Origin of the sequence: Lichenihabitans sp. PAMC28606, from assembly GCF_020616535.1 — a bacterium.
Lineage (GTDB): Bacteria > Pseudomonadota > Alphaproteobacteria > Rhizobiales > Beijerinckiaceae > Lichenihabitans > Lichenihabitans psoromatis.
Window position 1 is genome coordinate 3,061,999 of sequence record NZ_CP085136.1, and the last position, 23,124, is coordinate 3,085,122.

Here is a 23,124-nt window from a genome sequence, read left to right on the forward strand (position 1 = left end):
TTGTCGCCGTCAGTCTGAAAACGTCAGTGGGTCGAGGGGAAACCAGCCGCAGCTTTCATCTGATGCGTCCAGTAGATCATCTGGGCTGGTATTTTGCCGAGTTTGCCGCCCGCATAGGGCAGGCCGAACGCCTCGAAGAGCGTCCACGTCTCGTCGCCTTCGACAATCGCCTTGGCGATCACGTTCCCGACCGCCGACGTCAGCGAGACGCCAAGGCCACCGAAGCCGGTGGCATACCAGACGTCCGGCTCGATCTGCCCAATGACCGGCATCTTGTGCCGGGTGAACGGCATCATGCCGCCCCAAGCGACCTCGACATGCGCCTCAGCCAGAGCCGGATAGAATTTCACCATGTCGCGCCGCAGACGGGCGGCGATCCGCTTCGGATCGGGCTGCCAGGCGAGGACACGGCCCCCCCAGAGCAATCGGGTATCGGCAAGCGGGCGGTAGTAGTTTACCGCCACCGTATTGTCGAAGATCGCATAGGGAACCCGGATCGCATCCTTGAGCCTCTCGCCGAGCCGTTCTGTCGCCATCACGAAGGTGGCGATCGGCACGGTGGCGCCGGAGATCGCGGATTGCAGACCGTTGATATAGCCGCCGCAGGTGATGACGATGCGATCCGCCCGGATCGTCCCCTTCGCGGTGCGAACCGTCTTGCGGCCCGGGCCGGTCTTGAGATCGAGCGCCGCGGTGCGCTCAAACAATTTCACGCCGCGCTCCGCGCCGGCCCGCGCTAAACCGCAGGTGAGGTTGAGGGGATGCAGCGCGAGTGTCGAGGGCACGAACAGCGCATCCGAATATTGTGTGGTCGACAGCGCGTCGCGCAGTTTGTCGGCCGGCCAATAGTCGTAGGTTAGGCCGAACTTGTCGGCCATATAGGCCTGTGTTTTTCGCAGATCTTCGCTCTTCGTCGCGATGTTGCACTTCAGCGCTCCCGTCTGCACAGGCCCGCAATCGATGCCGTAATCGGTGATGCGCTTCCGGACCAGCGCGAGGCCATGGCTGGCGATGGCCTGGAATTCCCGCGCACGCGACAGGCCGACCCGGTCGACGAGGGCTTCACCGCCATTGGGGAAAATCTCGGACGCAAAGCCGCCGTTGCGCCCGGAGGCGCCCCAGCCGATCCGCTCGGCCTCGATCAGCGCAACCGAATGCCCACGCTCGGCCAGATCGAGCGCCGTCGCGCAGCCGGCCAGCCCGCCCCCGATCACCAGCGTCTCGACGTCGAGGTCGCCGTCGAGAGGTGGATAGTCGCGCGTTTCGGTTCGCGTGCGGGAATAATAGCTGTCGACATCCGCCATGGCGATCGAAGATCCTTCGTCAGATGTTGGCCGGCGCAGCGCTTCGTTTCAGCGGACTGCGCCGGGTTGTCGATCAGCCCGTGGCCGGCTTGTGGATCGCGTAGAATTTCCGCACGGGCTCGAGATTCTCCCATGTGCCCTTAAAGCCGGCCGGAACCACGAAGCTGTCACCGCTTCGGAAGATTTCGGCATGGCCGCCTGCATCCGTCAATCGGACGGTGCCCTCGAGCACGAAGCAAATCTCGTCGATCGCGTAGGTCACCTCGGATCGGCTCGGCTCGCTCGACCAGAACCCGGCCTGAAAATGGCCGGTCGGGTCGGCGTACAATTGCTTCGTCGTGGTCGTGCCCTGACCATCTGGCTGCTGTCCCGCGTCGAAACGGATCGGGCGGACAGGGTCGGTCGTTTCGGTCATCGATGATCCCTCGGAAGTCGGTGTGGCCGCGACATCAGCGTAGGAGCCGCGTCCAGATCTTGTCGCGCAGGTCGAGCGCGGCTTTCGAGCAATCCTTGACCGGACGGAACAGCGCGATCGTCTCCTTCGAGACATTGACGGCCGGATCATCCTTCAGGCTGGCATCCATAAATTGATCGGAGCCGGTGATCGCATTGTTATAGCCGGTAAAATTGGTGGCTTCCGCGGCGTTCTTCGGCTCGAGCATCCAATTCAGGAAGATCTTGGCGTTTTCGACATTCTTGGCACCTTTGGGGATGACGAGGTTGTCGCCCCACAGGTTCACGCCCTCTTTCGGGAAGACATAAGCGACGGTCGGCAGCTTTTTATGGGCGCGGTGAAACGAACCGTTCCACATCTGCTGCATGGCGACTTCGCCGCTCGCGACACGATCCACGGTGCCTTCGGCATTATAGACCTTGACGGCCGGCTTCTGCTTTTCCAGCAATTCGAGGATCTTCTGACCCTCCTTGGGGTCGGCGGTGCAGTAATCGTAACCGAGATAATAAGCAGCCGCGCCGAAGACCTCGCCTGCATCCTTCAACATGCCGATCTTGCCGACCAATTCGGGGCGGGGCTCGAAGAGTTCCTTCCAGCTGTTGTCGATCTTGCCGCCCGTCACCTTGGCGGTGTCGTAGGCGATGGCGGTCGTGCCCCACATATAGGGCACCGAATAGGCGCGGGCCGGGTCGAAATCAGGATGATCGAAGGGCGCTTTGATGTTCTTGTAATTCGTAAAGGTCGATGCATCGAGCTTCAGCACGAGGCCGTCGCGGATCATGGCTTGCACGGTCGGCCCGGTCGGCACCACCACGTCATAGCCCCCGCCGCCCGCCTGGATCTTGGCCAGCATCGACTCGTTGGTGTCATAGGTATCGAGCGTGACCGCAATTCCGGTCTCGGCCTCGAACCGCTTCAACAGGTCGGGCGACATGTAGTTCGACCAATTGTAGAGCACCATCTGCTTCGTTTCGGCGAAGGCGGAGATGTGCGGCGACAGGGTCGCGGCGGCCACGAGATATGCTGCGATGAACCGGCTTTGCATGGCTAAGACCCTCCAGGATATCGGCGCCGCCTTCATTGAAAGCGTCGGCCGATGAGATAGGACGCCGTCAGCAAGGTGACGGAGACGGCGATGAGAATGGTCGAGATGGCATTGACGGCGGGCGTGACGCCCATCCGGACCATGCTGAACACGTAGACCGGCAGCGTCGTGGAGCCCGGTCCAGAGACGAAATAGCTGACCACCACATCGCCGAGCGACCCGATGAAGGCCAGCATCGCGCCCGAGATGATGCCGGGCCAGATGAGCGGCAGGATGATGCGCCGGAAGGTCGCCCAAGGCGGCGCGTAGAGATCGGCGGCCGCTTCGGCCAGCGAGGCGTCGAGCCCCTGCAGGCGCGCCCGGATCGGCAGATAGGCGATCGGGATCGCGAAGACCGTATGGGCCAGCATCAAGCTGAACAGGCCGAGCGGAATGCCGATCGCGACAAAGAAGAGAAGGATCGCGATGGCGGCGACGATGTCGGGAACGATGAGCGGCATGGCGAGACTGGCCTCCGCGACGCCCTGGCCACGAAACCGGGCCTTGCTGGTCGCCAGGGCCGCCATGATGGCGATCACGGTCCCGGCCACCGTCGCGACGCTCGCGACCACGAGTGAATTCTTCAAGGCCCGCAGCATGTCGGCGTCGCCGGCCACGACGGCGTACCATCGCGTGCTGAACCCCTCCCAGCGCGAGAGGGAACTGTCCCCGGCGCTGAACGACAGCACGATGAGGACGATGATCGGCACATAGAGGAACGTGAACACCGCCATGGCGGTGAAGCGTGTGGCGGGAAACCGCCAGAGAGCCTGACCTTCGCTCATGAGGCAGCCTCGCCGCCGCGGCGGTAGCGCATCGCGTGCAACCAGAGCGCCAGAAGGATGAGCCCGAGCAGCACGAAAGCCAGCGCCGAACCGAAGGGCCAGTTCCGCGCCTGCCCGAACTGCTGCTGGATGAGACTGCCGATCATCATCGATTTGGCGCCGCCGAGCAGTTCCGGACTGACGAAGGAGCCGAGGCAGGGCACGAAGACCAGGATGACGCCGCCAGTGATGCCCGGCATCGCGAGCGGCAGGATGATGCGGCGGACAGCCTGCAGGCGGTTGGCGCCGAGATCAAAGGCTGCCTCGACGTAGCGGCGGTCGATCTTCTCCATGCTGACGTAGATCGGCAGGATCATGTAGGGCAGGAACGAATAGACAAGGCCGATGCCGGTCGCCAGAGGCGTGTACAGGATCTCGAGCGATTGGGTCCGGAGATGAAGGCCCATCAGGACCCAATCGACGACCCCGTCGCTCCGCAGCATCAGCACCCATGAATAATTCCGCACGAGAAGGTTCGTCCAGAACGGAACCGTCACTAGAAAAAGCAGAAGCGTTCGGCGCGAGGGCGGTTGAAATGCCATCCAGAGCGCGGTCGGGAAGGCCAAGATCAGCGTGCAGGCGGCCGTGATGGCCGCAAGACCGATGGAGCGTAGGAAAATCTGGATGTAGTCGGTATTGACGACGAGATTGTCTTCGAGGTCGCGCTCGAACAGAAACTGCAGATAGGCATCGGCGGTATGCTGACCCCAGAGCACGCCGCCATCGGGCCCGCGCTGCAGCGTCGACACATAGGCCATGAAGCCGAGCGGCACGAGGAAAAGGATGCCCACCGTGAAAAGGGCCGGAAACAGCAGGCCCGTGCGTTCAAGCTTGAGGGTCATGCACCGAGAACCCTGATGGCGTCTGGCGGAAGCGTCACGCTGACGGCCGCGCCTTGCGGGAAACGCGGTTTGGAATTCGTCCGGTTCTGTTCGCAGATCCGGAACCGGCCACCCTGCTGGAGCGCGACGTAGTAGGTCGTGTCGCCGCCCTCGTAGACGACCTGATCGACCGTTCCGGGCAAGGCGCCGAGGCCCCGCTCGCTGAGCCAGGTGCGCTCGGGACGGATCACGAGCGCGACGGTCTGCCCGATCGGACCCGCGCCGGCATCTGTCTCGACCACGTTGATATCCGTGCCGGACGCGGTGCGGTAGACCTGCGGCGTGATGCGCGTGGCTTCGATCAGATTGGTATCGCCGATAAAATCGGCCACGAAGCGCGCGGCCGGACGCTCATAGATGTCCTCCGGCGATCCGATCTGCAGGATCTTGCCGCCGCTCATGACCGCGATCCGATCCGACATCGTCAGCGCCTCATGCTGATCGTGGGTCACGAACACAAAGGTGATGCCGACATCGCGCTGCAGACGTTTCAGTTCGAGCTGCATCTCGGTTCGCAGCTTCTGGTCGAGAGCCGAAAGCGGTTCGTCGAGAAGCAGCACACGGGGGCCGGGTGCGAGCGCACGGGCGAAGGCGACGCGTTGCTGCTGGCCACCCGAGAGTTGGGAAGGCATCCGCGATCCCAGCCCCTCGAGCCGCACCAGGGCCAGCATTTCGGCGACGCGCGGCCCGATCTTCGCCTTTGGATGGCCGCTCATCTCGAGCCCGAAGGCGATGTTCCGCTCAACCGACAAGTGCGGGAAGACGGCATAGCTTTGAAACACGGTATTGACCGGACGGCGGTAGGGCGGAAGCCCGTCGAGCGCCTGACCGTGAACTTTGATCGAGCCTGAGTCGGGGGTCGAGAAACCGGCGATCGACCGCAACAGCGTGGTCTTGCCGCAACCGGAGGGGCCGAGAAGGGTGAAAAACTCGTTCGACCGGATCGTCAACGAGACCTGATCGAGCGCCCGCATGGCCCCATAGGCCTTGACGAGATCGCGGCAATCGACTGCAGCCTCGACGCCCTTGCTGGCCCGCGAGAGGCGCCCAGGTTCGACCGACGTCACCGGATCGGAATGCACAGCCCCCAAGAACACTCTCCCAAATCCCGCATAACCAAACGGCGCGATTGGCTGCAATTGGTTCAAGATTGGCATAGTTATTCGATCGTCGAAAGCGCAAATTTATACCTGAACTGCTCGTTATCGTGACGCAATGCAGCAATAAAGGGCGGTTTGACGCTATGTAATGTTGCAGCTTGCCGCGACACGGGATTCGCCTTAATTGGTCTAGTGTCGATCGAATTTAGCGAGGGATGCGTGCCCAGCAAGGACGAAACGGGACGTGCAGCACCCGCCGCAAATGTCCGCGCCCGGGCGCGGCAGCAGGTCGATCAGCTCCATGCCATGATCGAGCGGACGATCGACCAAGGCCGGATCAAACCCGGCGAGCGGATCGCGACCGAGCGGGCACTCGCGGCGCAATTTGGTGCGTCGCGCAGTGTGGTGCGGAGCGCCTTGGCCGAACTGCACAAGGCCGGCAAGATCGTCCGCAAGGTCGGCCATGGCACGATCGTTCAGGAAAGCCCGCAACTCCCGCGCCCCGTCGATACGTTTCGCCTGCTCGACACGAGCCCGGCCGACATGCTCGATTTCAGATTGGCGCTGGAGCCCGGGTTAGCCGACATCATCACGCTGCAGGCGAGCGATGCCGACCTCGCCGCAATCGTCGATTGCGTGAACCAGGGCGATCGGGCCAGTGGCCTGCAGGAATGGGAGGAGTGGGACCGCGCGTTCCATCGCTTGGTGGTGGCCGCATCCCATAATCGACTCGCAATCAGCGTTTACGACGCGGTGATCGGCATCCGGCATGAAAAACCCTGGCTGCTGACCAAACAGGGCCACACCGATCTGGACCACTGGAAGCGCTACCAGGATGATCATCGCCGGATCGCTTTGAGCTTGTCGAATCGCGATGCCGTCGGCGGCGCTGTCGCGATCCGCGATCATCTCCTAAGGGTCCGGCTCAAGATGCTCGGGATCTGAAGGCAACAAGCCTGACCTCAAAAAAGCATCGAGGCCCCCATGCATTGCGCTGACTTGCCGTTTGCGGAGGACGCCTTTCTGGAAAGGCTGCAGCGGTGGACGACCTGCGAGAGCCCCACCTGGGACGCACCGGCCGTCGACCGCATGCTCGACATCGCGGCCCGCGATCTCGTACTTGCGGGCGCGAGCGTGGAACGGATCGCCGGGCGGATGGGGTTCGGGGGCGCCGTGCGAGGCCGGTTTCCGCACCCGAAGGCGGCTGAGCCCGGCCTTCTCGTTTTGGCCCATCTCGACACGGTCCACCCCGTCGGCACGTTGGGGACGCTACCCTGGCGCCGCGACGGTGACCGTTGCGAGGGGCCGGGCATTCTCGATATGAAGTGAATATGAAGGCAAAACCTTGCGCGAGAACCTTGGCCTACCGCGCCCCGAGAACCGGTTCTTCCCGACGGTCCGGTAAAGGGCAGGGCGCCTTGGCTACCACAGGCCAAGGCGCGCCCGCAGATCCTCGACCTGCTCGGGCGTGAGGGGATTGATCGGCTGGTTGCGAAGCAGCAGGAACAGCCGCGCCGTCTCTTCGAGTTCTTCGGTCGCGTAAACCGCATTATCGAGGCTGGTGCCGGCCACCACGGGACCATGGTTCGCCAGCAGCACGGCGTGATGCTCGCCGGCCAATTTATCGACCTCCCAGGCGAGGCTCTCGTCGCCCGGCGGGCAATAGGGAACGATCGGCAACCGTCCCACCCGCATCACGTAATAAGCCGTCAACGGCGGCAGGCAATTGCACGGATCGAGCCCGTGCAGGCAGGACACCGCGACCGAATGGGTCGAGTGCAAATGCACGACCGCCTCGGCCTGGTGCCGCCGCGCATACATGACCCGGTGCAGAAAGGCTTCCTTGGTGGGCTTGTCGCCGCCGATCAGCGTTCCTGCCTCGTCGAGCCGCGACAGCCGCGCGGGATCGAGTTCGCCGAGCGACGCATTGGTCGGCGTCATCAGCCAGCCGCCGTCCGGATGTCGCACCGAGATATTGCCGGTGGACCCGAAGGTCAGGCCGCGCCGAAACAGTGAAGCGCCGACCGTGCAGATGCGTTCGCGTAGCGCCGCGTCGCTCATGTCAAGCTGCTCCAAGCCTTGAGGAAGAAGTCCGGCGTGCCGAAATTTCCCGATTTGAGCGCCAGTGCCATCGGGACACCATCGAGCGTCCGGGTCCATGGCACGCCGGGGTCGATCTCCGGACCGATCGCCAAGGCTTGTGCGCCGAGTGCCTGGACGACAGCGCCCGAGGTCTCGCCGCCCGCGACGAGCAGCCGCGTGAAGCCGCGCTGCCGCAGGCCGAGGGCGATGTCGGCGATGGCATGTTCGACCATGGCGCCGGCGGCGTCGCGTCCGAGCCGCGCCTGAGTGTCGCGAACGACGTCAGGGTCGGCGCTCGAATAGATCAGAATCGGTTGCGGGCCGGCCTGCTGGTCCACCCAGTCGAGCACATGGGTCACCGACTGATGCCCATCCGCCAATTGCCCGGCATCAAGCCGGAAGGTCGGAACGCCGGCCTCGACCGCAGCCGCGACCTGTCCCCGCGTCGCGGCCGAGCAAGAGCCGGCCAGGATCGCGGCCCGCCCCGCCGGCGCCGTCATGGTGCGCGGTGGCGGTGTCAGCGTCTCGATGAGACCGGCCGCCAGATAGGCCGCCGGAAGCCCCATGGCGATGCCCGATCCACCCGTCACAAGCGGCAGATTGACGATCGCGGCCCCGATGTCCCGCAGATGCTGGTCCGTCAGCGCGTCGACGATCGACAGCGGCCGCCCCTCGCGCGCTTCGCGAGCCAGCGCTTTGGCGATGCCGTCCGGTCCCGCCGCGACATCGGAAAAGCCAATCAGTCCGACGGCTTGCCGGGACTGGCGGCCGAGCACGCGCCGAAGGTCGCTGTCATGCATCGGATTGAGCGGATGGTCTTTCATCGGGCTTTCGCAGAGCGGCACGCCGTTCACAAAAAGCTGTCCCGCATAGATGGTGCGTCCGGCGCGTGGAAAGGCCGGGCAGGCGATCGTCTGGCCGCCGCCGACGATCGCCAGCAGCGCTTCGGCGACAGGTCCGATATTGCCCTCGTCGGTCGAATCGAAGGTCGAGCAATATTTGAAGAGAAGCTGACGAGCCCCGAGGGCGCGCAGGCTTTGCGCGGCCGCTACCGATTGCGACACCGCATCGGCGGCCGGGATGGAGCGCGACTTGAGGGCGATCACGAGCGCGTCGATGCCGGTGAGGTCGAGAGCCGGGGACGGCAGGCCGGTGCATTGGACGGTGCGGAGCCCTTCCTGCGTCAGCGTGAGCGACAGGTCCGTCGCGCCGGTCAGGTCATCCGCAATGCAGCCCAGAAGCATCGTTCATCTCCTCGATCAGGTGCGATGCTCAGGCGGTCTGGCCGAGCGAGACGCCGAGTGCCTGTGGCCAGCCCAACCCCGCATCGGTATCGGCGGCCGGCTTGTATTCCGCGCCGGTCCACCCTCCATAAGGCAATCGATCGAGGGCCGCGAAGACGTCGCGATAGTCGAGATCGCCCAGGTCGGGTTCGGCCCGGCTTGGCACCGCCGCGATCTGCACATGACCGATGACCGGGAGAAAGCGCTTGAGATTGCCGAGCACGCCGCCTTCGTTCGACCCAACATGATAGCAATCGAACATCAGCTTGATGTTGGCGCGGCCGGTCGCCTCGATAATCGCGGCCCCCGCGGCGGCGGTGGAATAGAAATAGCCGGGCGCGTCGCGCGGATTGAGCGGCTCCAGCAGCAATGTCACGCCGTGCGGCTCGGCTTTGGCGGAGGCAGCGCGCAGATTGGCGATGAAGACGTCGCGCGCCGCTGCGCGCTGGTCCGGTGGGACCACCCCGGCCATGCAATGGATTGCGGTGCCGCCCGCTTCGACCACATAGGCGATCGATTGATCCACCGAGGCCTGGAACTCGGTTTCGCGACCCGCGAGCGCGCCGAGCCCGTTCTCGCCCGCGGCGACGTTGCCCCGAACCGTGTTGATGCCGAGCAACACCAGCCCGTGCTCGAGGCAGCGGGCTTTCACGTCGCGGGCCGGCACATCATAGGGCCAATGCAACTCGATCGCCTTGAAGCCGGCCCGGGCCGCCGCGTCGATCCGGTCGAGCAACGGCCGGTCTGGCCAGAGAAAACCGAGATTGGCCGAGAAGCGCAGCATGGGGCACCCTGAAGATGAGAGAGATCGCGGGCGCGCCAAAGTCGGCGCGCCCGCCGTTCGTCAATGTCCGAGATGCTTGCCGAAAAAGGCCGTGATGTCGCCAAAGGCTTCCTTGGTCTCGGGCACCCGGTCGTCGAACTGATATTGCGCGTGGGACTCGCCCTCATAGACATTGAGGTCCGCTTCGACGCCGGCGCGGCGCAGCTTGCGATGGACCCGCACGGTGTTGCTGAGCAACTGATCGCGCGTCCCCGTGGTCAGGATCGCGGGCGGGAAGCCGCTCATGTCGGCATTGACGGGCGAGAGCAGCGGATCCTTCATGTCATGGCCATGGGCGTAGAAAGCGGCGGCATCGTCGCAAAACCCGTTCGGTGAGACCAGGACATTGTCGACAAATTCGTTCGTGTAGAAGCTATCGCCCGTCTTGGTCACATCCGCCATTGGCGTGCCGGGTGCGATGGCGCCGGGCATCGGCAGATTGTCCTGCTTGGCCTTGACGACCATTTCAAGCGTCAGCGCGCCGCCTGCCGACGTACCGATGATGCCGACGTTCTTGGGATCGGTGGTCTTCAGCACCGATTTATAAACCGTCATCGCATCGTCGAGCGCGGCGGGGAAATAGGCTTCGGGCGGCATGCGATAGTCGACAGCGATCACCTTGTAGTGACCGAACCCGGCCATCATGATGGCTTCCGTGGTGCCTGATGCGCCGGGAAAATAGACGTAGCAGCCGCCGTGAACGTGGACGATGACCTTGTCCTTGTTCTCGGCCGGCATCTCGTCCGGCGTGACGATAAAGACCCGCACGCCGTCGATCGTCGATGGCTCGACCTTGACGTGCATGCGCGCCTCCATGGCGGGGAGGCCCGGTACGACGCCGGCCGCGATCTTATCGGCCATGGCGCGCCATTCCTCACCGGTCTTGGGGTGGAAGTCCCAACCCGGATTGAGCGGCGCGCCGATGAACTTCTGCATCTCGGGGCTGATATCGGCCGTCGGGATCTGCAACGTCTTGGCCGGCACTTTCAGGGGAGAGAGCGCGGCATCATCTGCCCGCGCTGCCACCGAGCAGCTTGCCAGAACGGCCAAACTGGCCGCGATCGTTCGTGATAAAACCATCGATAATCCTCCCTGAGAGTGCACGGTGACGGCCTTATGGCCGGCCCGGCCGGCGTCATTTTGTCAGTGACGTTCCGTTCATTGTCGCGACGATGTCCGAGAGCATCGGCACATAATCTTCGCCGTGGCCGGCGCCGACCGCGAGCGCAAAGCTGTTGCGCACCGCCGCACCCACAGGATTGGCGACCCCGAGTGCCTGCGCGAAGCCGGCCAGATAGGTCACGTCCTTATGGGCGTTGGCGATGGTGAACTTGTGGGCATTCGGGTCCCGCTCGATCACGTAGCGCCGGAAGGTTTGATAGAAGGCGCAGTCCATGCGTCCGTTCTGGATGACGCTGTCGAACACCTGCGGGGTCAGTCCCGCCTTCGCGCCGATCATCAGCGCTTCGGAGTAGAGCGCCGCGTATCCCATCGACAGGAAGTTGTTCAGCAGCTTCATCGTATGTCCGGTTCCGACCGGCCCGGTCGGCACGATGCGGCCCGCGAAGGCCTCCAAGATCGGCCGAGCCCGCGCGACGGCATCGTCCGCGCCCCCGACCATGACGTCGAGTGTGCCCTCCCATGCGTCTTTCGGCGTCCTGCTCAGGGGCGCGTCGATCAGCGTAATGCCGCGCGGCGCAAGGCCGGCGGCGAGCCGGATCGTCGAGGCCGGCTCGGCGGTCGAGCAATCGATGATCAGCAGCGGCTTACCGGCAGAGGCCAGCCCGTTCTCGCCCTCGATCACGGCCTCGACTTGCGGCGAGCCGGTGACGCAGAGCAGAACCACGTCGCAGGCGTCGGCCAAGGCGCGAGGTGAGGTCACCTCGGTTGCGCCGCGCTGCTTGAGGTCGTCGATCGCGTCGCGCTTGCGATGCGCCAAGACCGCGAGCGGCCATCCTTTCTCGATGATATTCTTGGCGATGCCGTGCCCCATGAGGCCGAGGCCGATGAACCCGATCTTCTCCTTCATGGCTGGCGTCCTTGCAGGGCGGAGGCCGGCACGTATTTGCGCCAATTATGTTGCTCCTCGAAGCCCAGCATCTCGCGGGTCTTCTTGTTCGACATCAGCGATTCATACTCACCGAGGGGGCGCTTCACCGGCACGTTGGGGTAGTAGCGCTTGAGCAGTTCGGCGGTCGGCAGGTCGGAGGAGCAATCGTTCTGCGCCGCGTTGAAGATCTGGAAGCCAAGACCATCCGTCTCGATGCTGAGCCGGATAATCTCGCCGAGGTCGCGCGCGTCGATGTAGCTCCAGGCGATGCGTTTGCGGAAGGCGGGGTCGGCGAAGAAGGCCGGGAAGTTGGCATATTCATGCGGCTCGATCACATTGCCGATGCGGATCGCGTAGATGTCGGAGCCGGTGCGCTGCTGGAACGCATGGGCGGTCCGCTCGTTGCAGATCTTGGACAAAGCGTAGCTGTCCATCGGATTAACCGGATAGTCTTCATCGAGCGGGAAATAGGCCGGGTCGCGCGGCTCGTTGGCGAAGACGAGCCCGTAGGTCGTTTCCGACGAGGCGATGATGGTCTTGCGGATACCGAGCTTCTCGGCCGCCTCGACGATCGCGTAGGTCCCCATCGTGTTGATGCGGAACACCTCGTTGTCGGGCACGATCATGATGCGGGGAATCGCAGCGAAATGGACGACGGCGTCGATCTTCGGGGCCCGCAGCGAGGGCGCGAATTCGTGCAATTCGAGCGTGCTGGTCAGCGCATTGAACACCTGGCCGGAATCGGTGATGTCCGTGATCAGGGTTCTGACCTTCGGATTGTCGAGGGGTTTGGTGTCGAGATTCAGCACGTTGTAGCCGTGCTCGACGAGATATTGGACGACGTGCCGCCCGGCTTTGCCGCTGCCGCCCGTGAAAACGATATTTTTGGCCATGTGTGCTTTCCTGTCTGTGTCGGCGGCGCGGCTTAAGCCGTCGCCGCTTCCATGATGCTTTCCTGCGAGGCGTCAGCCCGCTCGACCACGCGGCTGACCCGCCCATCCTTGATCACGACGACCCGATCGCTGACGGCCAGCACTTCGGGGAGATCGGACGAGATCACGATCACGCCCATTCCGTCGCGAGCGAGACGTCCGAGCAACGCATGAACCTCGGCCTTGGCTCCGATGTCGATGCCCCGCGTCGGCTCATCGACAATCAGAATCTTGGGCGAGCGTGCCACCCATTTGGCGATGACGATCTTTTGCTGGTTGCCGCCGCTGAGATTGTTGACGCGCTGTTCGGTCGAGGGCGTCTTGATGCCGAGCGAGGTCACGAAATCGCGGCAACGCGCGGTTTCGCGGGTTCGGTCGACGAAGAAATACGGCGAATAGGCCTCAAGATGGGTCAGGCTGAAATTCTCGCGGACCGTCATCCCGAGCACGAGCCCCTGCTCCTTACGGTCCTCCGTGACGAAGCCGATCCCGAGCGCGATCGCATCGGCCGGCTCCTTGATCGCGACATCGGCCCCGTCGATGCTGATGCGACCGGTCGAAGGCCGCATGCCGAAGATCATCTCCATGATCTCGGTCCGGCCGGACCCGATGAGGCCGAAGAACCCCAACACCTCGCCTCGATGCAGGGTGAAATCGATGTCCTTCACCTTGGCCTGATGCGGGCGAGGCTCCTTCAGGGTGAGGCCGCTGACGCGGATCAATTCCTCCGACGTGGCAGAGGACGAGTGGATGCCGTAGAGTTGGCTCAATTCCCGGTCGACCATCTTGCGGACCAGGATGTCGCGGGTCACGGCCGCGATCGGCAGGGAATCGACCGTACTGCCGTCGCGCAGGATCGTGACACGGTCGGCAATCTCGAAGATTTCGTCGAGCCGGTGCGTGATGTAGACGATCCCGATACCCTGTTGGCGCAAAGCGCGGATGAGCCCGATCAACGTCACGGCCTCGTGGTGGCTGAGCGAGGCGGTCGGCTCGTCCATGATGATGATCTTGGATCGATAGGAGATCGCTTTGGCGATCTCGATCATCTGCTTCTGACCGATGCTGAGGTCGGCGACCGGCGTCGTCGGCGCAATGGCCATGTCGAGCGTCGCCAGCACCGCTCGGGCTTCGCGATTCATTCGCTCCTTGTCGAGGAACCCGCTACGGCGCAGCGGCTCGCGCGACAGGAAGATGTTTTCGGCGACCGTCAGGTTCTCCACCATGGAGAGCTCCTGGTAGATGATGCTGATGCCGAGCGAGCGGGCATGCACCGCGTCGGTGATCTCGACGGGCTTGCCCTCGATCAGAATCGTCCCGCCGGGGTCGGCCTTGTAGACCCCGGTCATGATCTTCATCAGCGTGCTTTTGCCCGCGCCATTCTCACCCGCCAAGGCATGGACTTCGCCGAGCCGCACTTGGAGATCAACCTTGTCGAGCGCCCGCACGCCCGGAAAGGTCTTCGAGACGTCGCGCATTTCGAGAAAAGGTTGCATGAAGGCTGACTTCTCGGGTCCGAGAAAGCCGGGGGCGCACCCCCGGCCGGTCCAATGATGCTACTTGGTGTAGCCATCGAGGTTCGCGGCATTGACCACGGTCACGCCGGTGTCGATGTTGGCCGGATCCTTCTCGGTCCCGTTGACTTGGTTGACGAGATTCTCGACCGCGAGCTTGCCCATTGTCACGGGTCGCTGGACCATGATGCCCTGAATGAAGCCGTCCTTGACGCCCTTCACGGTATCGGGAAGATCGTCGAAGGCGAAGACCTTCACGGTGCCCTTCTTGGACCCGAACTCCTTGGTGTCCATGACCTTGGCCACAGAGGGACCGCCGACCTGGCTGACCCCGAAGATGCCCTTGAGGCCCGGGTGCCCGCGAAGAAGCGCCTCATCGACCGAGACGGCCTTGGCGAGATCGTCGTCGGTGCCCTCGGTCGCCACGATCTTCATGTCGGGATATTTGGCCAGCGCCTTCTTGATGCCCGTGATGCGCTCGTTCAGGTTCGAGGCACCCAATTGACCCGTCACGATGGCGACTTCGCCCTTGCCGTCGAGCGCCTTGGCCATGGACTCGCCCATCGTCGCGCCGGCGGATTCATTGTTGGTGCCGATATACATGCTGCGAGCGCTCTTGGCGCTGTCGCTGTCGAAGGTCAGCACCTTGATGCCGCTGGCAACAGCCTTCTTGATGACGGCTTCTACCGACTTCGGCTCGTTGACCGAGATCGCGATGCCGTCGACCTTCTTGCTCATCAGATCTTCGAGAATCTTGACCTGCGTCGAGCCTTGCGTGTTCTGCGGCACGACCCACTGGTAGTTGACCCCGAGGGCCTTGGATTCTTCACTGGCGCCCTTGTTGCAGTCGTCGAAGAACGGCACCGCCACTTTCGGCACGACCGCGATCGTGATGTCCTTGGCGTCCTTCGCGAAAGCGGCAGGCGCGCCACAGATGGGTAGGATGGCCAACACAGCCGCAAGTGAAAGCGAAATATTCAAAACCTTGGTCATGATCGTTTCCTTTTTTCCCGTTGTGGTCTTTGACATTTTTGGATTGTTGTCTGGATCTGTCGTGCCGCTGCCCCCGGCCCTAGCCTCCTCTGGCTCTGTTGCGCCACACGTCGAGGCTCACGGCGATCAGGATGACGGCGCCGGTGATGGCCTGTTGGGCGTAGGTGTCGATATTCATCAGCACGACGCCGTTGGCGATGATGCCGGCGAGCGCCGCCCCGATAATCGCGCCTTCGACGCTGCCGACGCCGCCGGCGAGGCTCGCGCCCCCGATGGCGGCGGCCGCGATCACGTCGAGTTCGGCGCCGAAGCCGGAAGCTGGTTCGGCCGACAGATAACGCGAGAAGCTGATGATGCCGGCAATCGAAGCGATCAGGCCGGACAGCATGTAGACCAGCAGCTTGACGCGCGCCGTCTTGACGCCGCTGAGCCGCGCCGCCAACTCGTTCCCGCCCGTGGCATAGACATGCCGTCCGAACCGCGTCTTCCGCATCAGGATCGAGAAGATGATCGTCATGGCCAGCATGATGACCACCGGGATCGGCACCAGCCCAACATAGCCCTGCCCAATCTGCGAGAAGATGTCAGGCGTATCCGGCGTCAGCGGTACGCCATGCGTGATGATGTACATCAGCCCGCGCCCGATGCTCAGCGACCCGAGCGTCGCGATGAAGGGCGGCAGCCGGACGACCGTGATCAGCACACCGTTGAACAAGCCGAACAGCAGGCCCGTCACCAAGCCGCCGAGGATGCACACGATCGTCGGCAGGCCGGACTGGAAGCCGAGCGCCGTCACAAGGGACGACAGACCCATCACCGAACCGACCGATAGATCGATGCCGCCCGTGATGATGACCATGACCATGCCGATCGACATGATGGCGATGAGCGAAAACGACCGGAAGACGCCCATGAGGTTGTCGGTCGTCATGAAGTAGGGCGTCGAGAAGCTGATGAGCGCCACAACCAGGAGGAGGGCCATCAGCACATTCAATTCGCGCACCTTCAGCACGGCGGTCCAGCCGAGGCTAAGGCGCGAGGGGCCGACCGGGACGGCCGTCGCTTGGCGTTCGAGCACGGTGTCTCTCCTCCCTAGCCTCCACCTTTCCGGTGGATGGCGGTCTGCCGCATCAGGTCGTGGGTGTCATTCCGGGGAGGTCGAGCCCGGTCATCTTGGCGATCATTCGGGCCACCGAGGCATCGTCGTCGCGCCCCATGCCGGCCGCCGAGGTCATCAGGAACAATTGCAGCGCGTTGGCGGCGAGGGGCGTCGGAAATTTCTCCGAGCGGCCCATATCGGTCACGATGCCGAGATCCTTCGAGAAAATGTCGACGGCGCTGGCAGGGCTGTAGTCGCCGGCCAGCACATGCGGGATGCGGTTTTCGAACATCCAGGAATTGCCAGCCGAGGCAGTGATGACCTCGAAGACCTTATCCAGGTCGAGACCCAGCCGTTTGGCAAAGGTGATGGCCTCGCAAGCGGCCGCGATATGGACCCCGGCCAGCAGTTGGTTGACCATTTTGAAGGACGCACCGATGCCGGGCTCGTCGCCGAGGCGATAGACGGTTTTCGCGATGGCCTGAAGCACCGGTTCGGCTCGCGCGAAGGCGTCCGGCGTGCCGGAGGCCATGACCGTGAGCTCACCGCTTGCGGCGCGTGCGACACCGCCACTCATCGGCGCATCGAGGTACAGCATGCCGGCTTCGGCGCAACGACGGCCAAGCCGGCGCGCATCCTCCGGCGCCATGGTGGCCGATGAGATGACGATGCCGCCGCGCCGCATCGTGTGAACAGCGCCCTCGCGGTCCCCGCCACCGAACAGAACCGTCTCGGTCTGGGCCGCATTGACGACCACGACGACCACAATGGCCGCATCCTGTGCCGCATCCGCGGCATCGGTCGCGGCCCGTCCGCCTGCGGCCGCAAATTTTCCGAGTGCGTCCGTATTGGGATCGAAGCCGCTGACCGGCATGGACGCTTTCAGGATCGACAGACCGATGCCAAAACCCATCGAACCGAGGCCGATCACGGCAATCGCGTCTGTTCCGCTCATCGGCATTGTCCTCCGCGATCGTGACCCGGAGCGTGTCGCGCTGCGCGATGACGCTCTCTCGACAGGCTCTAGCGGCCCACTCACTTCATAAATGCACGGGATGGCAGCGCTGTCATCAAAAATATGACAGCGCTGCCATCTGTTCCTTAACGCACAGGGGGGTTGGCCACATGGCCCATGAGGGAGCTTGACCGGAGGGCGATTAATGCCGAAGCCTCTGAGGGAGATAGCAGGAACCCTGCCCACCTGGACCGGGCGTGACACGCAAGAGCATCGGCATGGGGCCCACCGGGCCGAAGAGGCGTTTCGCCGCAGGCAAGTCCACCACCGTCACCCTGGCCGATGTGGCCCGGCTCGCGAACGTGAGCGAAATCACGGTGTCGCGCATCCTGCGGAATATCGGACCCGTGGCCGATGCGACCCGTGACCGCGTGCTGGCGGCGGTCGCCGACCTCGGTTACGTCCCGAACCGGGTGGCCGGCACTCTCGCATCGGCGACCTCGAATCTCATCGGCGTCATCATCCCGTCCTTGTCCAACATCGTCTTCGCCGACGTGTTGCGCGGCATCGATGCCGGGCTGGAGCCATCGGGTTTCCGGCCCGTCGTCGGCATTACCAACTACGCGGCCGTCGCGGAGGAAAAGCTGGTCGGGTCGCTGCTGGCTTGGAAGCCCGCCGCCATGATCCTGGTCGGCTTCGACCACACGCCGATCACCCGGCGCCGCTTGCAACAAAGCGGCATTCGCGTGGCCGAACTCATGGATATTGATTCTGAGCCGATCGATCTCGCGGTCGGCCTGTCGCATCGCGCCGCCGGCTACGAGAGCATCCGCTATCTTGTTGGTCGTGGGTATCGGCGGTTCGGCTATGTCGGTCATGACTGGGACACCGACCGTCGTGCTCGCCTGCGCTGGGACGGCATGGTGGAGGCGCTGGCCGAGGCGGGTCTGACCTTCGAGGCCGAAGCCTTGTTCGAGGGGCCGAGTTCGACCCAGGCTGGACGCACGATGTTGGCTGGGCTGCTTCGCAAACCGCATGATCTCGACGTCGTCATGTTCTCGAACGACGATATGGCGGTCGGCGGTGTGTTCCACTGCATGGCCGAGGGCATCTCGCCGAAACGCGATCTGGCGCTCTTCGGTTTCAACGGTCTCGATATCGGGCAGGCTCTCCCGACCCCGCTGTCGACGATCCGCTCCAACCGGTTCCTGATCGGCAAGACAGCGGTCGACCGGATCCTCTCGCAACCAGACCGCGATGGCGCGACGGCCGTCATCGATACAGGGTTCGAGATCCTAACGGGCGAGACCGCTTAGGGTCGCGCGCGATCAGCGTCAAAGCAGCGCTGCTTTAACGCCAAAGCAGCGCTCCAAAAGCGCCAAAGCTGTTGCCGATCTGCTTCGCGGTGCGGAAAAATGCCAAAACCAAGGCACGGCCGGGGAACACGCCACCTGTTGCACACATTCGGCATCGACAAGGCGTTAACTGGGTCGGTGCAGGTTGGCGCAGTCCTTTCAAACACATCGAGCTGAGGCGTTCGGTCGGCACCCCGCAGGACCGAGCGCGAGCAGACGGTAGGAGTTCAATCGATGGTCAATCCGAGCCGGCGTTCCTTGTTGTTGGGAGCCGCGAGCCTTGTTGGCGCGTCTTACGGTGCCGCCTTTTCGCCAAAGCGGGCGATGGCGCAGGAGTTCGCCGATCCCGCGCAGCTCTACGCGCAGGTGGATGGCGAGCCCTTCGCGGTTCCGGCCGTCAACCTCAAGCGCATCAACCCCCACTTCCTTCGAACGGTCGTCGAGTATAATTCCAACGAGGCGCCCGGCACCATCATCATCGATCCGGCGACCCGCTATCTCTACGTCGTCAACGGCGATGGCCGTGCGATCCGCTACGGCGTCGGCGTCGGCCGCCAGGGCTTCTCGTGGTCCGGCGTCGCCACCATCAATGCCAAGCGGGAATGGCCGGATTGGTACCCGCCGAAGGAGATGATGGCTCGCGATCCCCATGTGATCCAAGCGGTCGAGAAGCTGCAGGGCGGTCTCGGCATGCGCGGCGGACCGGGCAATCCGCTCGGCGCTCGCGCCATGTATCTCTACCAGAACGGCAAGGACACGCTCTACCGCATCCACGGTACGATCGAGCCCTGGACGATCGGCACCAGCGTGTCGTCCGGCTGTATCCGCATGATCAACCAGGACGTCATCGACCTCTACAGCCGCATTCCGGTCGGCACAAAGGTCATGGTCCTCGGACCGAATACGAATGGCGGCCTCGAGGCGCGTCAGGAGCCGCAGGCCCGGCGGGCGCAGCCCGTCCTGCAGGACGACCAGACCTACGATCCCAATTACGACATGATGCCGCCCGACGCCGATCAGTAAGGCGTCTCGGCCTGCGTCTCAGCTGTGGGCGAAGTCCCAGTAGAGCGCGCGGGCCTTGGTATAGAAGGGGCCGGGCTGCAAAGCCCGGTCATCCAGCTTCGTGACCGGCATGACCTTGGCGAAATTGCCCGATGAGAAAATCTCGTCGGCGGCTTGGAATGCCGCATAAGTCAGGCTGGTCTCGACGACGGTCACACCGTCGCGGCGCAGCAGGTCGATGACGCGCTGCCGCGTCACGCCGTTCAGGAACGTGCCGTTCGGGGCCGGGGTGTAGACGATGCCGTTCTTGGCGAGGAACACGTTGGAATTGGCGAGTTCGGCTACATGGCCGAGCATGTCGACCAGCAGGCAATTGCCGAAACCCCGCCCATGCGCCTCGATCAAGGCGCGGGTGCTGTTGGGGTAAAGACAACCGGCCTTGGCGTCGACCGGTGCCGTTTCGGCCGTCGGGCGACGAAAGGGCGAGAGGGTCGCCGAGATGCCACGCGCCGGGTCGGGCATCGGCGCCTCGTAGACGCAGAGGCACCATCGGGTCGAGTCCGGGTCGAACCGGACGCCACCCCCGGCCGCGCCCGCATCGGCCCAGTACATCGGCCTGACGTAGAGCGCCGCCTCTCTGTCGAATTTGGCGATGCCTTCGCGGGCCAGCGCGATCCATCGATCCACGGGCACCACGGGCTTGAGCAGGAAGTTCGTGGCCGACCGGTTGATCCGCTCGCAATGATGTTCGAGGTCGGGCGTCACGCCCTCGAACATCCGCGCGCCGTCGAAGACCGTCGATCCGAGCCACGCGCCATGGGTGCGTGGCCCCATGATGCCGACATTGCCCTCGTGCCACGCCTCCTCGAAGAAGGTCCAGGTCCGCGAGGTTTCATTGGTGGTCACGCGGGCCATGCCGGATCCTTCCTCGTGCCGTCCGAAACGGTCGGCCAATCATTCCATGCTAGGTTTATCATGCCTCGCGTTGCCGTCTCGTTGCGGTCACCACAAATCCGGACCTCTATGCCGCTCGATCCCCGCGCTCAGCGCCTTCTCGCCATGCTGGCGCTTTCGAACCAAGCGCAGGCGCTTTCAAACCAAGCGCAGGCGCTCTCAACCGAAGCGCAGGCGCTTTCGAACCAAGCGAACCCGGCTGAAACCGGCCTCGATGCGGCCGAGCGGCGGCGCAGCTTCACGGCCCTGATGAATCTGTCGCGGCGTGCCGAAGTCGTTGCCTCCGTGACGGACGGAATGGTCCAGGGAGCGGACGGAGCTTTGCCGGCCCGATGCTACACGCCGATGGATGCGCCGGACGGCCCGATGCCCGGTCTCGTCTTCTTCCATGGCGGTGGTCTCGTGGCGGGTGATCTCGACACGCATGATGCGTTCTGTCGCAGCCTCGCCGTAGTGGCGGCATGTCGCGTCATCGCGGTCGCCTATCGGCTTGCGCCGGAGCATCGCTTTCCAGCGGCGGTCGACGATGCGGTCGCGGCCACCACCGCCATCTTGGGCGATGCGTCGGCGTGGGGGCTCGACCGAGCGCGCATCGGCGTCGCTGGGGACTCAGCCGGCGCCACCCTGGCCACGGTCGTGGCGGCTGCCGACTCGGACACTGCGACGCCCCGCTTGCGCCTGCAGGTGCTGCTTTGCCCGGTGCTCGATCTCGTGGTTCGGCGTCCCTCGCGGCTGGACTTTGGGCAGGGTTATATGCTGGATCAGGTCACGATGGATCGCGATCTTGCTGCTTATCTCCCGCCGGGCATCGATCCGGCCGATCCGCGCGTTTCCCCGCTGCATCGGGATGATCTCGCCGGCCTTTGTCCCGCCCTGATCCACACTGCCGCCTTCGATCCGCTCCGTGACGAAGGTCTCGCCTATGCCGAGCGGCTGACGGCCGCCGGCGTCCCGGTGCGCCATACCTGTCACCCCGGCATGATCCACCATTTCGTGGCTTTGACGGGCCTGATCCCGGCGGCCGCGATCGCTCTTTCGGCCATAGGGGCTGAAATTCGCGCGGCGCTCGCGCCATGAGCGAGGTTCTGGGATGGTCTCCGGCGGATCAATCGGGCATGGAACGCCCCTTGATGCAATCGGACGTCCCCTTGGTGTTTCGCTCTGACAATCTTGCGGTTCGCGCCCATCTGGGGCGGGGCTCGCGCGTGTGTTTCGTGACCTTCGATCCCATGTCGGACGATCTATCGCTCGATCGGCCGGCCTTCGCCGAGGCCTACCTTGCTGGGCTCGGCATCGATTCCATCCACATTCTGTCGGCCAATAATCTCTGGTACCAGGACGCCGATCTCCCCGCCGTGCTCGATCAGGTGCGTGACCTCGTCACCGGATATGACAACGTCGTGGCCTATGGATCGAGCATGGGGGGCTATGCCGCCTTGCGCTTCGGCGCCCGGGCCGGCGCCAAGACTGCCATTGCGATCTCGCCGCAATATTCCGTCATCGACGCTCGCGTTCCGCACGAGACGCGATGGCGCGAGCTGCGTGAGAGCGTGCAATGGCTGCACGAACATCCGGGCGACACGCTGCCGGCCTTCGACGATGCCGTGATCTTCTGCGACGACCGGGAGAGCGATGGGCGACACGCGATGCTGATCGCGGCCGAAATCCCCACCGCCCGAATTGTTAGTTTGCCTTATGCGGGCCATCCGGCCGGGACGTTCCTGGCCGAGACCGGCGTTCTGTCGTCGGCCATCCTGGACGCTGCCTATCGTCGGATCGACCTCGAAGCGCTGTATCGCACCGTTCGGCAGCGCCGCCGTCGCTCGGGCCATTATCTCTATACGCTGGCGCGCCGTCAGCCGCTCTGCCGCATGCGAACGAAGCTCGGCCTCATGGAATTGGCGCTTGTGGCGCAGCCGTTCGAGCCGGTCTATCTCAGCTATTCGGCCCTGGTGCTGGAGGCTGCCGGCCAGGGTGTGGCGGCGCTGGAGCGGCATGAACGCGCGACCGCCAACCCCTTGTTCGGTTTGGCGCATATCCGTCGCGGGCGGTGCTTGTGGCGAGCCGGCCGCCGCGCCGACGGCATGGGCGCGATCGCTCAGGCGCGCGTGGGTTTGCCCCGCAGTGTCGGCCCCATCGAAATCGGGGCGCTGATGCTGGCACTCGATCGCCGCGCCGCGGACGCCATGACGCTGCTGTTTCGTTTCGATGAGCGGCGCCCCGCCTCCGTGATCCCCGCCGCCCGGCAGCGATGGATCGACGTCGCGGCAAAATATCCGGCCATCAGTGGCAGCATCGGCCGGGTGGTCGGCTTCTACCTGACGCGACGAACCAAGCTGCTGCAACGGTCTGCGCGGGACGAATTGACCGAAGCCGACCGCGAATGAGCCACTCACGATGGCGGGTCGGCGGCCGTGACAAGAGAGATGCAACGT

At 64.1% G+C, this 23,124-nt stretch carries 22 protein-coding genes and 1 pseudogene; 6 read left to right on the forward strand and 17 right to left on the reverse strand.

Annotated features, from left to right (window positions below; translation table 11 throughout):
• Window positions 1-23: 23 nt before the first annotated feature.
• The 6 genes from LGH83_RS14440 to LGH83_RS14465 form a co-directional block, all read right to left on the reverse strand.
• Complete coding sequence (locus LGH83_RS14440; RefSeq protein WP_227399262.1) at window positions 24-1,304, reverse strand: NAD(P)/FAD-dependent oxidoreductase; 1,281 nt, start codon at window positions 1,302-1,304, stop codon at window positions 24-26.
• A gap of 73 nt (window positions 1,305-1,377) precedes the next feature.
• Window positions 1,378-1,719: a cupin domain-containing protein gene (locus LGH83_RS14445; RefSeq protein ID WP_227399263.1), complete on the reverse strand. Its 342-nt coding sequence runs from the start codon at window positions 1,717-1,719 to the stop codon at window positions 1,378-1,380.
• A gap of 34 nt (window positions 1,720-1,753) precedes the next feature.
• Window positions 1,754-2,803: an extracellular solute-binding protein gene (locus tag LGH83_RS14450; RefSeq protein ID WP_227399264.1), complete on the reverse strand. Its 1,050-nt coding sequence runs from the start codon at window positions 2,801-2,803 to the stop codon at window positions 1,754-1,756.
• A 32-nt stretch (window positions 2,804-2,835) separates the two neighbouring features.
• Complete coding sequence (locus tag LGH83_RS14455) at window positions 2,836-3,627, reverse strand: ABC transporter permease (RefSeq protein WP_227399265.1); 792 nt, start codon at window positions 3,625-3,627, stop codon at window positions 2,836-2,838.
• A complete protein-coding gene (locus tag LGH83_RS14460) occupies window positions 3,624-4,508 on the reverse strand; it encodes an ABC transporter permease (protein WP_227399266.1) in 885 nt (294 codons plus the stop codon). Before LGH83_RS14460 ends, LGH83_RS14455 begins: the two co-directional genes overlap by 4 nt.
• Entirely contained in the window at window positions 4,505-5,521 is a 1,017-nt protein-coding gene (locus LGH83_RS14465; RefSeq protein WP_227401861.1) for an ABC transporter ATP-binding protein, read from the reverse strand. The genes LGH83_RS14460 and LGH83_RS14465 overlap by 4 nt, the downstream gene beginning before the upstream one ends.
• A 345-nt stretch (window positions 5,522-5,866) precedes the next feature.
• Here LGH83_RS14465 and LGH83_RS14470 point away from each other — a divergent pair, with 345 nt between their 5' ends.
• Together LGH83_RS14470 and LGH83_RS14475 are read left to right on the forward strand one after the other, a co-directional pair.
• Window positions 5,867-6,592, forward strand: coding sequence for a FadR/GntR family transcriptional regulator (locus LGH83_RS14470; RefSeq protein ID WP_227399267.1), 726 nt, complete (start codon window positions 5,867-5,869; stop codon window positions 6,590-6,592).
• 39 nt (window positions 6,593-6,631) lie between these two features.
• Window positions 6,632-6,973: pseudogene (locus tag LGH83_RS14475) on the forward strand (M20/M25/M40 family metallo-hydrolase); the annotation flags it as partial.
• A gap of 96 nt (window positions 6,974-7,069) precedes the next feature.
• Here the strand turns inward: LGH83_RS14475 and otnC are convergent.
• The 10 genes from otnC to ltnD form a co-directional block, all read right to left on the reverse strand.
• Window positions 7,070-7,708 (reverse strand): 3-oxo-tetronate 4-phosphate decarboxylase, encoded by a 639-nt coding sequence (otnC, locus tag LGH83_RS14480; protein ID WP_131113648.1) that lies wholly within the window; start codon window positions 7,706-7,708, stop codon window positions 7,070-7,072.
• Entirely contained in the window at window positions 7,705-8,973 is a 1,269-nt protein-coding gene (gene otnK / locus LGH83_RS14485; RefSeq protein WP_227399268.1) for a 3-oxo-tetronate kinase, read from the reverse strand. The genes otnC and otnK overlap by 4 nt, the downstream gene beginning before the upstream one ends.
• Before the next feature lie 28 nt (window positions 8,974-9,001).
• On the reverse strand, window positions 9,002-9,796 hold the full coding sequence (locus tag LGH83_RS14490) for a hydroxypyruvate isomerase family protein (RefSeq protein WP_227399269.1): 795 nt from the start codon (window positions 9,794-9,796) through the stop codon (window positions 9,002-9,004).
• 60 nt (window positions 9,797-9,856) lie between these two features.
• A complete protein-coding gene (locus tag LGH83_RS14495) occupies window positions 9,857-10,915 on the reverse strand; it encodes an alpha/beta hydrolase fold domain-containing protein (protein ID WP_227399270.1) in 1,059 nt (352 codons plus the stop codon).
• A 55-nt stretch (window positions 10,916-10,970) separates the two neighbouring features.
• A complete protein-coding gene (locus LGH83_RS14500) occupies window positions 10,971-11,864 on the reverse strand; it encodes an NAD(P)-dependent oxidoreductase (protein ID WP_227399271.1) in 894 nt (297 codons plus the stop codon).
• Window positions 11,861-12,778, reverse strand: a complete 918-nt coding sequence (locus tag LGH83_RS14505) for an NAD-dependent epimerase/dehydratase family protein (RefSeq protein ID WP_227399272.1) — start codon at window positions 12,776-12,778, stop codon at window positions 11,861-11,863. The genes LGH83_RS14500 and LGH83_RS14505 overlap by 4 nt, the downstream gene beginning before the upstream one ends.
• A 32-nt stretch (window positions 12,779-12,810) precedes the next feature.
• Window positions 12,811-14,313 carry a sugar ABC transporter ATP-binding protein gene (locus tag LGH83_RS14510; protein WP_227399273.1) on the reverse strand — a complete coding sequence of 501 codons (1,503 nt, stop codon included), beginning with the start codon at window positions 14,311-14,313 and terminating at the stop codon, window positions 12,811-12,813.
• Between the two features lie 60 nt (window positions 14,314-14,373).
• Window positions 14,374-15,324 (reverse strand): sugar-binding protein, encoded by a 951-nt coding sequence (locus LGH83_RS14515; RefSeq protein WP_227399274.1) that lies wholly within the window; start codon window positions 15,322-15,324, stop codon window positions 14,374-14,376.
• A gap of 79 nt (window positions 15,325-15,403) precedes the next feature.
• Window positions 15,404-16,402 (reverse strand): ABC transporter permease, encoded by a 999-nt coding sequence (locus LGH83_RS14520; RefSeq protein ID WP_227399275.1) that lies wholly within the window; start codon window positions 16,400-16,402, stop codon window positions 15,404-15,406.
• Between the two features lie 52 nt (window positions 16,403-16,454).
• A complete protein-coding gene (ltnD, locus tag LGH83_RS14525) occupies window positions 16,455-17,384 on the reverse strand; it encodes an L-threonate dehydrogenase (RefSeq protein ID WP_413771052.1) in 930 nt (309 codons plus the stop codon).
• 272 nt (window positions 17,385-17,656) lie between these two features.
• Here ltnD and LGH83_RS14530 point away from each other — a divergent pair, with 272 nt between their 5' ends.
• Together LGH83_RS14530 and LGH83_RS14535 are read left to right on the forward strand one after the other, a co-directional pair.
• The gene (locus LGH83_RS14530) at window positions 17,657-18,694 is read left to right on the forward strand and encodes a LacI family DNA-binding transcriptional regulator (RefSeq protein ID WP_227401862.1); all 1,038 of its coding nucleotides are present in this window, start codon (window positions 17,657-17,659) and stop codon (window positions 18,692-18,694) included.
• 273 nt (window positions 18,695-18,967) lie between these two features.
• The gene (locus LGH83_RS14535; RefSeq protein WP_227399277.1) at window positions 18,968-19,756 is read left to right on the forward strand and encodes a L,D-transpeptidase; all 789 of its coding nucleotides are present in this window, start codon (window positions 18,968-18,970) and stop codon (window positions 19,754-19,756) included.
• Window positions 19,757-19,774: 18 nt separating this feature from the next.
• On the opposite strand, the gene LGH83_RS14540 is transcribed toward LGH83_RS14535, so the two are convergent.
• Window positions 19,775-20,650: a branched-chain amino acid aminotransferase gene (locus LGH83_RS14540; RefSeq protein ID WP_227399278.1), complete on the reverse strand. Its 876-nt coding sequence runs from the start codon at window positions 20,648-20,650 to the stop codon at window positions 19,775-19,777.
• Between the two features lie 108 nt (window positions 20,651-20,758).
• Here LGH83_RS14540 and LGH83_RS14545 point away from each other — a divergent pair, with 108 nt between their 5' ends.
• Together LGH83_RS14545 and LGH83_RS14550 are read left to right on the forward strand one after the other, a co-directional pair.
• Window positions 20,759-21,766, forward strand: coding sequence for an alpha/beta hydrolase (locus tag LGH83_RS14545; protein ID WP_227399279.1), 1,008 nt, complete (start codon window positions 20,759-20,761; stop codon window positions 21,764-21,766).
• Window positions 21,763-23,076: a hypothetical protein gene (locus tag LGH83_RS14550; protein WP_227399280.1), complete on the forward strand. Its 1,314-nt coding sequence runs from the start codon at window positions 21,763-21,765 to the stop codon at window positions 23,074-23,076. Before LGH83_RS14545 ends, LGH83_RS14550 begins: the two co-directional genes overlap by 4 nt.
• Window positions 23,077-23,124: the final 48 nt, after the last annotated feature.

Coding starts and splice junctions, on each gene's coding strand:
- LGH83_RS14440 (WP_227399262.1), bottom strand. CDS start 1,304: ATGGCGGATGTCGACAGCTATTATTCCCGCACGCGAACCGAAACGCGC.
- LGH83_RS14445 (WP_227399263.1), bottom strand. CDS start 1,719: ATGACCGAAACGACCGACCCTGTCCGCCCGATCCGTTTCGACGCGGGA.
- LGH83_RS14450 (WP_227399264.1), bottom strand. CDS start 2,803: ATGCAAAGCCGGTTCATCGCAGCATATCTCGTGGCCGCCGCGACCCTG.
- LGH83_RS14455 (WP_227399265.1), bottom strand. CDS start 3,627: ATGAGCGAAGGTCAGGCTCTCTGGCGGTTTCCCGCCACACGCTTCACC.
- LGH83_RS14460 (WP_227399266.1), bottom strand. CDS start 4,508: ATGACCCTCAAGCTTGAACGCACGGGCCTGCTGTTTCCGGCCCTTTTC.
- LGH83_RS14465 (WP_227401861.1), bottom strand. CDS start 5,521: ATGCGGGCGCTCGATCAGGTCTCGTTGACGATCCGGTCGAACGAGTTT.
- otnC (WP_131113648.1), bottom strand. CDS start 7,708: ATGAGCGACGCGGCGCTACGCGAACGCATCTGCACGGTCGGCGCTTCA.
- otnK (WP_227399268.1), bottom strand. CDS start 8,973: ATGCTTCTGGGCTGCATTGCGGATGACCTGACCGGCGCGACGGACCTG.
- LGH83_RS14490 (WP_227399269.1), bottom strand. CDS start 9,796: ATGCTGCGCTTCTCGGCCAATCTCGGTTTTCTCTGGCCAGACCGGCCG.
- LGH83_RS14495 (WP_227399270.1), bottom strand. CDS start 10,915: ATGGTTTTATCACGAACGATCGCGGCCAGTTTGGCCGTTCTGGCAAGC.
- LGH83_RS14500 (WP_227399271.1), bottom strand. CDS start 11,864: ATGAAGGAGAAGATCGGGTTCATCGGCCTCGGCCTCATGGGGCACGGC.
- LGH83_RS14505 (WP_227399272.1), bottom strand. CDS start 12,778: ATGGCCAAAAATATCGTTTTCACGGGCGGCAGCGGCAAAGCCGGGCGG.
- LGH83_RS14510 (WP_227399273.1), bottom strand. CDS start 14,313: ATGCAACCTTTTCTCGAAATGCGCGACGTCTCGAAGACCTTTCCGGGC.
- LGH83_RS14515 (WP_227399274.1), bottom strand. CDS start 15,324: ATGACCAAGGTTTTGAATATTTCGCTTTCACTTGCGGCTGTGTTGGCC.
- ltnD (WP_413771052.1), bottom strand. CDS start 17,384: ATGCCGATGAGCGGAACAGACGCGATTGCCGTGATCGGCCTCGGTTCG.
- LGH83_RS14530 (WP_227401862.1), top strand. CDS start 17,657: ATGGGGCCCACCGGGCCGAAGAGGCGTTTCGCCGCAGGCAAGTCCACC.
- LGH83_RS14535 (WP_227399277.1), top strand. CDS start 18,968: ATGGTCAATCCGAGCCGGCGTTCCTTGTTGTTGGGAGCCGCGAGCCTT.
- LGH83_RS14540 (WP_227399278.1), bottom strand. CDS start 20,650: ATGGCCCGCGTGACCACCAATGAAACCTCGCGGACCTGGACCTTCTTC.
- LGH83_RS14545 (WP_227399279.1), top strand. CDS start 20,759: ATGCCGCTCGATCCCCGCGCTCAGCGCCTTCTCGCCATGCTGGCGCTT.
- LGH83_RS14550 (WP_227399280.1), top strand. CDS start 21,763: ATGAGCGAGGTTCTGGGATGGTCTCCGGCGGATCAATCGGGCATGGAA.